This window comes from Flavobacterium sp. N1736 (assembly GCF_025947065.1).
In the GTDB taxonomy this organism is placed as follows: Bacteria; Bacteroidota; Bacteroidia; order Flavobacteriales; family Flavobacteriaceae; genus Flavobacterium.
The window spans coordinates 2,784,188-2,796,076 of sequence record NZ_CP109994.1 but is presented as its reverse complement, the minus strand read 5'-3'; the positions used below and the strand labels follow the sequence as shown (position 1 = coordinate 2,796,076).

Sequence of the window (11,889 nt, the reverse complement as noted above, 5' to 3'; positions counted from 1 at the left end):
ATAGGATAATTAATATGGAAACACTTTCTAATTTTCAATATAAAAAGCTTTTTCTTCCCAATATTACAGAAAAAATACTTTCTAATAATGCAGATATACAGCTTTACAGGCTTGAAGATTATCTAAAAGGTATTCTTATGCCTGTAGTTCCATACCGTACCACTTTTAATTTTGTTCTATTTATTACCAACGGACATATTAAACAGTATCTGGAGAATAAAGAATATAATGTAGAAAAAGGGGGTGTTATTTTTATCAAACAAGGAACAATTACGGCAACCATAGAATTATCTGATGATGCCGAAGGTTTTTTCTTAGCCTATGAGAACAATATTGTATCTGAACAGGAATTACCCAAACATAAAACCAGCATTTTTTTTATGCCTCCTTTCCTAAATTTGGATAACCTTACTTACGGAACGATTAAACAACTGCTCACCATTATGGAGCAGGAGTTATGGCTTAATGAGTTAAATTTAAATGAGATAATCATTACTATGCTTCATCTTATTTTGGTTAAAATATTAAGTACAGATTCTGATAGTCATCATAAATCAGCTACTCGTCCTATGGATTTGTCTCTTCAGTTCCGGGATATTTTGTTCAAATATCACAGAGATGAAAAAAGAGTAACATTTTATGCAGATAAACTATCTGTTACAGAAAATTACCTTAATAAATGTGTAAAAAATATAACTCAAAAATCACCAAAACAATGGATTAACGAAATGGATATTAATTATAGCAAGGCACTCCTTCAATCCAGTAAAGATATTGCCGAAATTGCGTATCAACTCAATTTCCACACAGCTTCTCATTTTACACAGCTTTTTAAAAAAATTACCGGAATTACACCTAAAGAATACAGATTGCAATTTTTAAAATAAGATTATATTTCCCTTGTAAAAATATAATAATAATATACCCTGTGTATCATTTCATACAGAATAAATAGAGGTAGAGAATTTGCATATCAAATACGTAAAATAACAAATGATGAAAGAATTAATTATCCTTAATTAATGATAATGTGACCACGGTGGGATTTGAACCCACACGCCCTTACGAGCACCACCCCCTCAAGATGGCAAGTCTACCGTTTCTCCACGTGGCCTAAAATAAAAAAAGGTCAAGTAAAATAAATTACTCGACCTTTTGTGACCCGACTGGGGCTCGAACCCAGGACCCCATCATTAAAAGTGATGTGCTCTACCGACTGAGCTATCGAGTCATTGCTATCAAGAAACTTATGTGTTAATCACAAAATTTGTGACCCGACTGGGGCTCGAACCCAGGACCCCATCATTAAAAGTGATGTGCTCTACCGACTGAGCTATCGAGTCATATTCGTTTCTTGAATGCGGGTGCAAATATAAGGAGTTTATTTTATTATTTGCAAGCATTTTTATTATAAATTTGTCTTTTTTTAACCAACGTCTACAACGCCCTAGTTTATAGGGTTTTATTAAAATGAAAAAAATCATATTATTAGGATATATGGGTTGCGGAAAGTCAACCATTGCCCAAAATCTTTCAAAAATTACAAATATTCCATTTTTAGATTTGGACAAATGCATCGAAAAAAGAGCCAATTTAGCGATAAATGAGATTTTCGAACAACATGGAGAAATCTATTTTAGAAAATTAGAACACGAAATGTTTGTAGAATTACTTCAGTCTGCAGAAAATAGTATAATAGGTTTAGGCGGAGGAACGCCCTGTTATGCAAATAACCACGAATTATTAAAAAGAGATGATGTTACTTCGATTTATTTAAAAGCTTCGATAGAGACTTTATATAATAGATTAATTCATAACAAAAGCAAACGCCCGTTAATCGCTAATATGAATGAGGAAGAAATGAAAGAGTTTATCGCAAAACATTTGTTCGACAGAAGTTTTTATTACAACCATGCGCAACATAAAGTTTCGGTTGATAATAAAACGGTCGAAGACACAGTTCAGGATATTTTAGAAATCTTAGCTTAAAAAAGCATAATCGTCGCCATTGTCGTCAAAAACAACCTGAACATGTTCAAGTAAAGATGTTGATAGGGAAATTCCTTTAAAATCGGCCTTTACAGGGTATTTTTTATGATTTCGGTCTACAAGTACTGCCGTTTTGAATTTTTTAAGCGGAACGTCTAAAAAATGGCGAACGGCATATATTAATGTAGTTCCTGAATTTAAGACATCATCTACAAGAACTAACCCTTTATTTGAATACTCTGATGCATTCAATGAGGTCTGTATTGGTGATTGCGGATTTTGCTTGTCGACTTTAACTTCGCAAAGTGAAATTTTAAGCGTAGAGATGTTGCTTAATGCCAAAGCAATTTTTTGGGCAAAAACAGATCCGTTAGCTGCAATACCGGCAATAACAACTTCTTCTTCATCAACAAAAGTCTCGTAAATTTGATACGCAATACGTTTTATTTTATGCTCGATTTCCTGATTGGTTAAGATGATATTTTTGCTCATGATTGATTTTTTTGCTAAAGTACAAATTGAATTTTAGATTGTAGATTGTGGATTTCAGATTTTTGAAGTTTATTCTGTTTCATCTTCATCAAAAATTTCATTTCCGTATTCGTCAATATCTCTTCGGTCTTTTTTTGTTGGTCTTCCGGTTCCGCTTTTGCGATAGTGTTCTTTAGATAATTTCAATAACTCTAAATGCGCATAAGTTTCGGGCGGAGTTTCGTTTTTTCGGTATATATCAACAAGTTTTGCCCCAACACGACTTTCGGGAATATCCAGAACGGTTATAATTTGGGTAATCTGATCTTTTCTAAAGGTAATTTTGTCCGTTGGGAATACTTCTTTAGATGGCTTGGCAACCTGCCCATTTACAGTAATATGGTTCTTTTTGCATGCCTCTGTAACCATGTTTCTGGTTTTATAATAACGCACGCACCATAAGTATTTATCTATTCTCATAATTTTTCTAAAATCCAAGTTAAATTCTTTACAAAAATAAATCAATATTGTATCTTGCGCACCTAAAAAATTAACAATAATGAATAAATTTAAATATTATTTTGTTTTATTGCTTGCTGGTATTGCAATAGTTTCTTGTAACAAAGCTGATGATGATACGCCTGTTGAGCCTTTAAGAGATTATCAGGAGCAATTTAATACAGATAATGCTAATATTGAAGAGTATTTAAGTACAAATTATATTACTATAACCCAAAATGCGGGTGCGCAGGAAGATCAGGATGTTGTTATTGACAGTATTACAGATCCAACAACTCAGCCTTCTATAATGTCATATCTTAATAGTGCTACTTTTCCAAAACTATTAAGCAAAAATGTAGATTTGGATGGTATTACTTATAAAATGTACTATTTAGTTTTAAGAGAAGGTACAGGAACATCGCCTGTAAATACTGATGGCGTTTTAGCTGCTTATAAAGGAGATTATTTAACTCGTGTTGCAAAAACCGATAAAGCACCTACTTATTTAAAGACTACTTTTTTTGAAGAAGTTAAGTTTCCGCAAACAAGTGTAGATTTATATACAGCGATTATTGGATGGGGTGAAACTTTCCCTGAGTTTAAAACCGGAACTGGGACTCCTCAGCCTGACGGAACTATTAAATATGAGAATTTTGGAGCAGCGGTTTTATTTATTCCTTCGGGATTAGGTTATTATGCAGGAAGCGCTTCGATTCCAGCTTACTCTCCTTTAATTTTTAGTATTAAATTTTATAATTTTAAAAGACTGGATCATGATTTTGATGGTGTTTTTGATTATAACGAAGATATTAATGGAGATGGTTATGTAAGAGACTTTAGAAATACAACGATCTATCCAAACGCACCGGTAAATCCGGATGATACGGATAAAGACGGTATTCCTGATTTTCTGGATAGTGATGATGACGGAGATGGTTTTACAACTTTTTTCGAAATTAGTAAACCAACCGGACAAATTGGTATTGTGGGAGGAGTTAATTATGGATTAAGTACTTATTATCCTTGGGATGAAATTGTAGATAATCCACTTACGCCAAATACAGATGAAACTGAGCCAAGAGGTATGCCTAGAAGACCAACGGGGGAACTCACAAAACCTAATGATCCAAATGATCCAGTAGAATCTGCAACGAATCCTAGAAAATACGTAGAAGAAGATTATACGGCTAAGCCAAGATTAAGAATACATTTAGATAATACGTATCCTATTAAGAAAAAATAAACAGGATTAAAGATAATTTTTTAGAAACCTCCAAAGTCATTTGATTTTGGAGGTTTTTGATTTTTATCAGTTCTTAGGACAAAGACAAGGCACAAAAAAACCTCGATCTTTTAAAATCGAGGTTTCCGTTTAGTATAAAATTAAAATAAAAAACTTATTCCAAATTCAAATAAGGATTTAAAACTTCGGCTAATTCGTTGAGCCAATAAAAGCCGCCTTCTAAGTTGATTAGTTCATTTTTAAGGTTTTTATCTTCTCGCAGAATTCCTATCGCAATTATATAATTTAGTTTTCTTATTGCCCTTGACATTTCTTCGGGTTCTATTGTGTTGTTAAAAAAATCGATTAGCCTTTTTTCAGCTTCTTTCGAAAGGGTGTTTGTACTCATAATTCGACATTTTGTTAATTAAAAACCCATATTGCTAATGAACATTACTGTTGTTTCCAATAGTGCACTTACAATTGAGTAAAGTTTATTTAATTCCTAATGTCGTAGTTTAAGAATATGTAAATATAAGAAAAATCTTTCCGTTATGAATATAATGTACAATATAGTGAGAAAAAAAACCTCGAAAGTGATTTCGAGGTTTTATATAAAGTAAGAAATAAAAAAATTATTTTCTTTTGATAACTCTTTCTACAGCTTCAACAATCGCCTGGTTGTTTAATTTGTATTTTTCCATTAATTGCTCCGGAGTTCCAGATTCACCAAAACTATCGTTTACAGCTACAAATTCTTGCGGAGCAGGAGTATTTAAAGCTAATACTCTTGAAATGCTTTCTCCAAGACCTCCAAGAATGTTATGTTCTTCTGCAGTAACAACACATTTCGTTTTTGCCAATGATTTTAGAATTGCTTCTTCATCAAGTGGTTTAATAGTGTGAATGTTAATTACTTCAGCAGAAATTCCTTTTGCTTCAAGAGCTTCTGCAGCAATTAGAGCTTCCCAAACTAAATGTCCTGTTGCAACGATTGTAACATCAGTTCCTTCGCTTAATAAAATTGCTTTTCCAATTACGAAAGGCTCGTCAGCAGGAGTGAAGTTAGGCACAACCGGACGACCAAAACGTAAATAAGCAGGACCATGATGATCTGCTAATGCTAATGTAGCCGCTTTAGTCTGATTGTAATCGCAAGTATTGATTACCGTCATTCCAGGCAACATTTTCATTAAACCAATATCCTCGAGGATTTGGTGTGTTGCTCCGTCTTCACCAAGTGTTAAACCAGCGTGAGAAGCACAAATTTTTACGTTTTTATCAGAATAAGCAACTGATTGACGAATTTGATCGTAAACTCTTCCTGTAGAAAAGTTAGCGAAAGTTCCTGTAAAAGGAATTTTTCCTCCAATTGTTAAACCTGCAGCAATACCAATCATATTAGCTTCTGCAATACCAATTTGGAAAAAACGCTCCGGGTGATTTTTCTTGAAATCATCAAATTTTAATGAACCAATTAAATCAGCACAAAGTGCTACTACTTTTTCGTTTTTTTGACCTAATTCAGTCATTCCCGCTCCAAAACCAGAACGAGTATCTTTACTTCCTGTATTTGTATATTTTTTCATTGTTTTTCTTTTGAGGTGCTACGTTTCTAAGTAAGTAAGTTTTTTTAAACTGAAAACTGTTTACTGAGACTGAACACTTTTTTAGTAGTCGATTTGATCTGCAGAATAGTTTTGAGCTAAAGCACTTGCTAACTGATCGTTGTTTGGTGCTTTTCCGTGCCAGGCATGCGTATGCATCATAAAATCTACACCATTACCCATTTCAGTATGTAATAAAATACAAACCGGTTTTCCTTTTCCTGTTCTTGATTTTGCATCTGTTAATCCTGCAATAATAGCATCGATATTGTTTCCTTCGGCAATTTCTAAAACATCCCAGTCAAAAGCTTCAAATTTAGCACGAAGACTTCCCATTGCTAAAACTTCGTCTGTAGTTCCGTCAATTTGTTTTCCGTTAACGTCGACAGTTGCAATAAGATTGTCTACTTTTTTAGCAGAAGCATACATGATCGCTTCCCAGTTTTGACCTTCTTGTAATTCGCCATCTCCGTGTAAAGTATAGATCAAATGATTATCTCCATTTAATTTTTTTGCCTGAGCTGCTCCAAGAGCTACAGATAAACCTTGTCCTAATGAACCAGAAGCCATACGAACACCAGGTAAACCTTCGTGGGTTGTTGGGTGACCTTGTAAACGTGAGTTTAGTAATCTAAACGTAGCTAATTCTGAAATAGGGAAATAACCGCTGCGAGCTAAAACGCTATAAAATACAGGAGAAATATGACCGTTTGAAAGAAAGAAAATATCTTCTCCAATTCCGTCCATATCAAAACCTTCTTTACGTTCCATAATATTTTGGTATAGCGTTACCAAAAATTCAGTACAACCTAGTGATCCACCTGGGTGACCTGAGTTGACAGCATGTACCATTCGAAGAATATCTCTTCTTACTTGGATAGTTAAATCGCTTAATTGTTGTGTGTTAGGCTTCATTTTATATGTAAAAGTTAAACTGGTGCAAAAGTAAATTTTATTTTGCGGGCTCACAAATGATTTTTTGCTTTAGTTTGTCACAATTGTTAAATTTTACTTGTTTTTTTATTGATGTCAAAAAAAACTTTGAATTCTTGTAGATAGTGTATAAAAGTTTGCCACAGATTACATGATTAAAGTGATTTTAAAAAATCGTTCTAATCTGTGTAATCTGTGGCAAAAAATAATGTGTAAAAATTTGTGGCAAAAAGGGTTATTCTGTGTCGCCTTCGCTATAGAAATTATTTTCTTCGTCTTCTGCGCCAATATCTTCCTGATCATCATCAAGTTCAGAACCCGGAATGTCTAAATCATTTCCTAGTTTGTCACTATTTTGTTTCCATTCATTATCATTGTTATCATTTTGAATGACTGTTCTTTCACCAGATATTCCTTCGGGATCAATATCTTCCAGTTTTTCTTCCTGATTGTAGATGTCTTCGTTTGACGGATAATCTAAGTTTTCCAGATTTCTTTCAATTTGATCATCCTTAATCTGATCTAAATCGACAGGATTTTTTTCTTCTGAATTTATCATGATTTCTATAATTTAATTGATATTAATTTTGTTTTTTGTATATCATTAAAATTACAAAACGAATACTGTTGCGGTGTTACACTTTATTAATGTGGTTGTTGTAACTTTTACATTTGATTTAGGCTGGCAAACATGATCTAATTATCTAATTGACAAATTATCTAATTAAATTTCCCTGAAATTAACTTATCTTTGCCGACTGAAAAAAGAAACAGATGAAGTTTGATTTATTACAAAAAGATCCGCAGTCGAGAGCGAGAGCGGGGAGTATTACTACTGATCATGGCGTAATTGAAACGCCTATTTTTATGCCCGTTGGAACGGTTGCTTCTGTAAAAGGAGTACATCAGCGTGAACTTAAACAAGATATTAATCCGGATATTATTCTGGGAAATACATACCATTTATATTTACGTCCGCAAACAGAAATTCTTGAAAAAGCTGGTGGATTGCATAAATTCATGAACTGGGATCGTAATATTTTGACAGATTCTGGTGGATATCAGGTTTATTCTCTTTCAAGTAATCGAAAAATTAAAGAAGAAGGAGTGAAGTTTAAATCGCATATTGACGGTTCATATCACTTTTTTACACCAGAAAATGTAATGGAAATTCAGCGAACCATTGGTGCTGATATTATTATGGCTTTTGATGAATGTACACCTTATCCTTGCGATTACAGATATGCGCAGCGCTCGATGCATATGACGCACCGTTGGTTGGATCGTTGTATTAATCATTTGGATAAATTGCCTTATAAATACGGATACGAGCAAACATTTTTCCCAATTGTTCAGGGAAGTACTTATAAAGATTTACGTCAGCAATCTGCAGAATATATTGCAAATTCAGGGCAGCAAGGAAACGCAATTGGCGGATTATCAGTAGGAGAACCTGCTGAAGAAATGTACGCAATGACTGAAGTTGTTTGCGAAATCCTGCCGGAAGATAAACCCCGTTATTTAATGGGAGTGGGAACGCCAATTAATATTTTGGAAAATATTGCATTAGGAATTGATATGTTTGATTGTGTTATGCCAACCAGAAACGCCAGAAACGGAATGTTGTTTACATCAAACGGAACTATCAATATTAAAAATAAAAAATGGGAGGATGATTTTTCTCCAATTGATGAAATGGGGCATACTTTTGTCGATACAGAATATACAAAAGCCTATTTGCGTCACTTATTTGCTGCTAATGAATATTTAGGAAAGCAAATTGCAACAATACATAACCTAGGTTTTTATATGTGGTTGGTTCGTGAAGCTAGAAAACATATCTTAGCAGGCGATTTTAGACCATGGAAAGAAATGATGGTTAAAAATATGAGTCAAAGACTATAAAAATTGTTTCAGGTTATTTTTGTTTCAGGTTTCAGGTTTCTTCTATAAGAACGTGAAACCTGAAACTTGAAACCTGAAACTTTTAAACTTGAAACTAAAAGTTTTATGTTAACAATAATAGATAAATATATTTTAAAAAGATATCTGGCTACCTTTTCGGTAATGCTGCTATTATTTGCTCCTATCGGAATCGTTATTGACGTTTCTGAAAAGGTAAATAAAATGTTAGAAAACAAGATTCCTTTTACGGAGATTGCTATCTATTATTACAATTTTACCATTTACTTTTTAAATTCCCTATTTCCGATATTTTTGTTTTTATCGGTAATTTGGTTTACCTCAAAATTGGCGAATAATACAGAAATTATTGCTATTTTGAGTTCCGGAATTTCGTTTACACGTTTTTTAAGACCTTTTATTATTGGTGCAACTATTGTTTCGCTTATGGTTCTTTTAATGGGATTTTTTATTGTTCCGGCCGCTAGTGAAGGTTTTAATAATTTTAGATATACATATTTAAAAGGTGGTGGAAAAGAAGCAATGCATGGCGATAATACAAATGTTTACAGACAAATTAATGACAATGATTTTATTTTTGTAAACAGTTTTAATGATGAATCTAAAACAGCCTTTAATTTTACACTGGAACATTTTGAAAAAGATAAACTAAAGTATAAAATTACAGCAAGCCGCATTAAATGGGATCCTAAAAAGAAAACCTACACGATGTATGATTATACAAAAAGAACTCTTGGAGATCTGAATGATGTAATCGAAAAAGCTCCTGAAAAAAATACCGCTTTTAAGTTTGAATTAGAAGATTTAACGCCGGTAGTTTATATCGCCGAAACGTTGAGTTTGGGTAAACTTTATAAGTTTATCGAAAAAGAAAGAAAACGTGGTTCAGGAAATATAAATACTTATTTGGTTGTACTTTATAAAAAATATAGTGTACCCGTTTCAGCATTTATTTTAACGATTATTGCTGTTGCTGTATCTGCAATGAAACGTCGTGGCGGTATGGGAATGAATCTTGCTATTGGTATTGCCATTGCATTTTCGTTCGTGTTTTTTGATAAAATATTTGGTACACTTGCCGAAAAATCTACTTTCTCACCTTTATTAGCTGTTTGGTTTCCAAATATTGTTTTTGGACTTTTGGCGATTTACTTATTACGCAATGCGAAACGATAATTTAAAAAGTTATTTAAACCTTCATTTAATTGTTTTTATCTGGGGATTTACTGCAATTCTTGGCGCTTTAATAACAATTGATGCCGAAAATTTAGTCTGGTTCAGAATGTTTCTTGCAGGACTTTTTCTTGCGGGTTTTATTGTCTATAAAAAACAGTCTTTTGTAATATCGGTTCAATCTTTTGCCAAATTAATTTTTGTGGGATTATTGATTGCAATGCACTGGATTTTCTTTTTTAAGGCAATTCACGTTTCAAATGTTTCGATAACCTTGTCTATATTTTCGTTAGGCGCTTTTTTTGCTTCTTTATTAGAGCCGCTTTTTTACGGAAGAAAGATATTATGGTACGAAGTTTTCTTCGGATTAATAATTATTGGAGGTTTAGCACTTATTATGCAGGTTGAGGTTAAATACCTGAGCGGCATGTATTATGCTTTGGCTTCTATTATTTTGGGGGTTTTGTTTACCTTAATGAATGGTAAATTAATCTCTGACCACGAACCTTCAGTAATTACATTCTACGAGTTTGGTGCAGGAGTTTTCTTTATTTCTATTTATTTTTTGGTACAAGGAAAATTTACTGCCGATTTTTTCACCATGTCACTAAATAACTGGATTTTATTACTCATTTTAGCTTCAGTTTGTACGGCTTATGCCTTTACGGCTTCTGTAAAAGTAATGCAGAAATTAACGCCTTATACTGTAATGTTAACGACTAATTTAGAGCCGGTTTACGGAATTATGCTTGCTTATTTTATTCTTGGAGGAAAAGAAAAAATGAGTACTGAATTTTATATCGGTGCGATTATAATTGTAATTACCGTTATTTTAAATGGTGTTTTTAAACATTATCAAAACAAGAAGAATCTGTAATATTTTACTTATTTATAAATTGCATTTTTACATTTTAAACACGAAATAATCATACGAATAGTATAATATTTTTATATTTGCGGTTCGATTTAAAAACAAAATTCAAAAATCCATGGAATATTTAGATTTTGAGCTTCCAATAAAAGAACTAGAAGAACAGTTAGAAAAGTGTGTTATAATTGGAAAAGAATCTGATGTTGATGTAACACCAACCTGCAAGGAAATCAACAAGAAATTAGAACAAACTAAGAAAGACATATATAAAAACCTTACGGCCTGGCAACGTGTTCAGCTTTCAAGACATCCAAACAGACCTTACACTTTAGATTATATCAGAGCAATTTGCGGTGATACTTTTTTAGAGCTTCACGGAGACAGAGGTTTCAAGGATGATAAAGCAATGGTTGGCGGTTTAGGAAAAGTAAACGGACAGTCGTTTATGATTGTAGGGCAGCAAAAAGGATATAATACAAAAACACGTCAGTACCGTAATTTTGGTATGGCAAATCCTGAAGGATACCGTAAAGCTTTACGTTTGATGAAAATGGCAGAGAAATTCGGAATTCCGGTTTTAACTTTAGTCGATACTCCGGGTGCATATCCAGGACTTGAAGCCGAAGAAAGAGGACAGGGAGAAGCAATTGCCAGAAATATTTTTGAAATGGTTCGTTTAAAAGTGCCAATCATTACTATTATTGTTGGTGAAGGTGCTTCTGGAGGGGCTTTAGGAATAGGTGTTGGAGACAAAGTATATATGTTAGAAAACACTTGGTATTCTGTAATTTCTCCGGAATCATGCTCTTCTATTTTATGGAAAAGCTGGGAATACAAAGAACGTGCAGCTGATGCTTTAAAATTAACATCATCTGACATGAAAAGACAAAAATTAGTAGATGATGTAATTCCGGAACCACTAGGCGGAGCGCACTACGACAGAGAAACTACTTTTAAAACAGTAGCGGAATATATTACTAAAGGATATAACGAATTAAAAGACTTATCAACAGCCGACTTAATTGCTCAGAGAATGGACAAATATAGTAATATGGGTGAGTATAAGGAGTAAATTCTTACAATATTATTTAAAATCCGAAGCCTTACAGTTTCGGATTTTTTTTTGGTTATCAACAAAAAAAACTTATTTATAAACAATTAATAGTTATAACTCGATAGCAATTTTTTTTTAAAATTTG

The 11,889-nt window shown here is 33.1% G+C and carries 13 protein-coding genes and 3 tRNA genes; 7 read left to right on the top strand and 9 right to left on the bottom strand.

Going from position 1 to position 11,889, the window contains the following annotated elements; all coding sequences use genetic code 11:
• Nucleotides 1–14: 14 nt before the first annotated feature.
• On the top strand, nt 15–887 hold the full coding sequence (locus tag OLM54_RS11730; protein ID WP_264534812.1) for a helix-turn-helix domain-containing protein: 873 nt from the start codon (nt 15–17) through the stop codon (nt 885–887).
• 144 nt (nt 888–1,031) lie between these two features.
• Here OLM54_RS11730 and OLM54_RS11725 read toward each other — a convergent pair.
• From OLM54_RS11725 to OLM54_RS11715, 3 genes are all read right to left on the bottom strand, one after another.
• A tRNA-Leu gene (locus OLM54_RS11725) sits at nt 1,032–1,114 on the bottom strand.
• Nucleotides 1,115–1,158: 44 nt separating this feature from the next.
• Nucleotides 1,159–1,231: transfer RNA gene (locus OLM54_RS11720), tRNA-Lys, on the bottom strand.
• Nucleotides 1,232–1,270: 39 nt separating this feature from the next.
• Nucleotides 1,271–1,343 (bottom strand) — tRNA-Lys (locus OLM54_RS11715).
• A gap of 127 nt (nt 1,344–1,470) precedes the next feature.
• Between OLM54_RS11715 and OLM54_RS11710 the strand changes: the two genes are divergently transcribed.
• A complete protein-coding gene (locus tag OLM54_RS11710; protein WP_264534811.1) occupies nt 1,471–1,989 on the top strand; it encodes a shikimate kinase in 519 nt (172 codons plus the stop codon).
• Here OLM54_RS11710 and OLM54_RS11705 read toward each other — a convergent pair.
• Nucleotides 1,981–2,481 (bottom strand): phosphoribosyltransferase domain-containing protein, encoded by a 501-nt coding sequence (locus OLM54_RS11705; RefSeq protein ID WP_264534810.1) that lies wholly within the window; start codon nt 2,479–2,481, stop codon nt 1,981–1,983. The two genes, OLM54_RS11710 and OLM54_RS11705, sit on opposite strands and share 9 nt — an antisense overlap.
• 69 nt (nt 2,482–2,550) lie before the next feature.
• Nucleotides 2,551–2,940 carry an RNA-binding S4 domain-containing protein gene (locus OLM54_RS11700; protein ID WP_264534809.1) on the bottom strand — a complete coding sequence of 130 codons (390 nt, stop codon included), beginning with the start codon at nt 2,938–2,940 and terminating at the stop codon, nt 2,551–2,553.
• A gap of 79 nt (nt 2,941–3,019) precedes the next feature.
• On the opposite strand from OLM54_RS11700, the gene OLM54_RS11695 reads away from it, so the two are divergent.
• A complete protein-coding gene (locus OLM54_RS11695; RefSeq protein ID WP_264534808.1) occupies nt 3,020–4,204 on the top strand; it encodes an FKBP-type peptidyl-prolyl cis-trans isomerase in 1,185 nt (394 codons plus the stop codon).
• 154 nt (nt 4,205–4,358) lie between these two features.
• Here OLM54_RS11695 and OLM54_RS11690 read toward each other — a convergent pair whose 3' ends face one another.
• From OLM54_RS11690 to OLM54_RS11675, 4 genes are all read right to left on the bottom strand, one after another.
• Nucleotides 4,359–4,592: a hypothetical protein gene (locus tag OLM54_RS11690; protein WP_264534807.1), complete on the bottom strand. Its 234-nt coding sequence runs from the start codon at nt 4,590–4,592 to the stop codon at nt 4,359–4,361.
• A gap of 226 nt (nt 4,593–4,818) precedes the next feature.
• Entirely contained in the window at nt 4,819–5,772 is a 954-nt protein-coding gene (locus OLM54_RS11685; protein ID WP_264534806.1) for a transketolase family protein, read from the bottom strand.
• 81 nt (nt 5,773–5,853) lie between these two features.
• Nucleotides 5,854–6,705, bottom strand: coding sequence for a transketolase (locus OLM54_RS11680; protein WP_264534805.1), 852 nt, complete (start codon nt 6,703–6,705; stop codon nt 5,854–5,856).
• 253 nt (nt 6,706–6,958) lie between these two features.
• Nucleotides 6,959–7,282, bottom strand: a complete 324-nt coding sequence (locus OLM54_RS11675; RefSeq protein ID WP_264534804.1) for a hypothetical protein — start codon at nt 7,280–7,282, stop codon at nt 6,959–6,961.
• Nucleotides 7,283–7,497: 215 nt separating this feature from the next.
• Between OLM54_RS11675 and tgt the strand changes: the two genes are divergently transcribed.
• The 4 genes from tgt (at nt 7,498) to OLM54_RS11655 (ending at nt 11,762) form a co-directional block, all read left to right on the top strand.
• Complete coding sequence (tgt, locus tag OLM54_RS11670) at nt 7,498–8,628, top strand: tRNA guanosine(34) transglycosylase Tgt (protein WP_264534803.1); 1,131 nt, start codon at nt 7,498–7,500, stop codon at nt 8,626–8,628.
• A 105-nt stretch (nt 8,629–8,733) separates the two neighbouring features.
• Nucleotides 8,734–9,822 (top strand): LptF/LptG family permease, encoded by a 1,089-nt coding sequence (locus OLM54_RS11665; protein WP_264534802.1) that lies wholly within the window; start codon nt 8,734–8,736, stop codon nt 9,820–9,822.
• On the top strand, nt 9,809–10,696 hold the full coding sequence (locus OLM54_RS11660; RefSeq protein ID WP_264534801.1) for a DMT family transporter: 888 nt from the start codon (nt 9,809–9,811) through the stop codon (nt 10,694–10,696). The genes OLM54_RS11665 and OLM54_RS11660 overlap by 14 nt, the downstream gene beginning before the upstream one ends.
• A gap of 112 nt (nt 10,697–10,808) precedes the next feature.
• Nucleotides 10,809–11,762: an acetyl-CoA carboxylase carboxyltransferase subunit alpha gene (locus OLM54_RS11655; RefSeq protein WP_154785682.1), complete on the top strand. Its 954-nt coding sequence runs from the start codon at nt 10,809–10,811 to the stop codon at nt 11,760–11,762.
• The last annotated feature ends 127 nt before the right edge of the window (nt 11,763–11,889 follow it).

Excerpts from the sequence above, each read along its gene's own strand:
- OLM54_RS11695 (WP_264534808.1), top strand. The coding sequence starts at position 3,020 with ATGAATAAATTTAAATATTATTTTGTTTTATTGCTTGCTGGTATTGCA.
- OLM54_RS11660 (WP_264534801.1), top strand. The coding sequence starts at position 9,809 with ATGCGAAACGATAATTTAAAAAGTTATTTAAACCTTCATTTAATTGTT.
- OLM54_RS11665 (WP_264534802.1), top strand. The coding sequence starts at position 8,734 with ATGTTAACAATAATAGATAAATATATTTTAAAAAGATATCTGGCTACC.
- OLM54_RS11680 (WP_264534805.1), bottom strand. The coding sequence starts at position 6,705 with ATGAAGCCTAACACACAACAATTAAGCGATTTAACTATCCAAGTAAGA.
- OLM54_RS11710 (WP_264534811.1), top strand. The coding sequence starts at position 1,471 with ATGAAAAAAATCATATTATTAGGATATATGGGTTGCGGAAAGTCAACC.
- OLM54_RS11655 (WP_154785682.1), top strand. The coding sequence starts at position 10,809 with ATGGAATATTTAGATTTTGAGCTTCCAATAAAAGAACTAGAAGAACAG.
- OLM54_RS11690 (WP_264534807.1), bottom strand. The coding sequence starts at position 4,592 with ATGAGTACAAACACCCTTTCGAAAGAAGCTGAAAAAAGGCTAATCGAT.
- OLM54_RS11700 (WP_264534809.1), bottom strand. The coding sequence starts at position 2,940 with ATGAGAATAGATAAATACTTATGGTGCGTGCGTTATTATAAAACCAGA.
- OLM54_RS11685 (WP_264534806.1), bottom strand. The coding sequence starts at position 5,772 with ATGAAAAAATATACAAATACAGGAAGTAAAGATACTCGTTCTGGTTTT.
- OLM54_RS11705 (WP_264534810.1), bottom strand. The coding sequence starts at position 2,481 with ATGAGCAAAAATATCATCTTAACCAATCAGGAAATCGAGCATAAAATA.
- OLM54_RS11675 (WP_264534804.1), bottom strand. The coding sequence starts at position 7,282 with ATGATAAATTCAGAAGAAAAAAATCCTGTCGATTTAGATCAGATTAAG.
- OLM54_RS11730 (WP_264534812.1), top strand. The coding sequence starts at position 15 with ATGGAAACACTTTCTAATTTTCAATATAAAAAGCTTTTTCTTCCCAAT.
- tgt (WP_264534803.1), top strand. The coding sequence starts at position 7,498 with ATGAAGTTTGATTTATTACAAAAAGATCCGCAGTCGAGAGCGAGAGCG.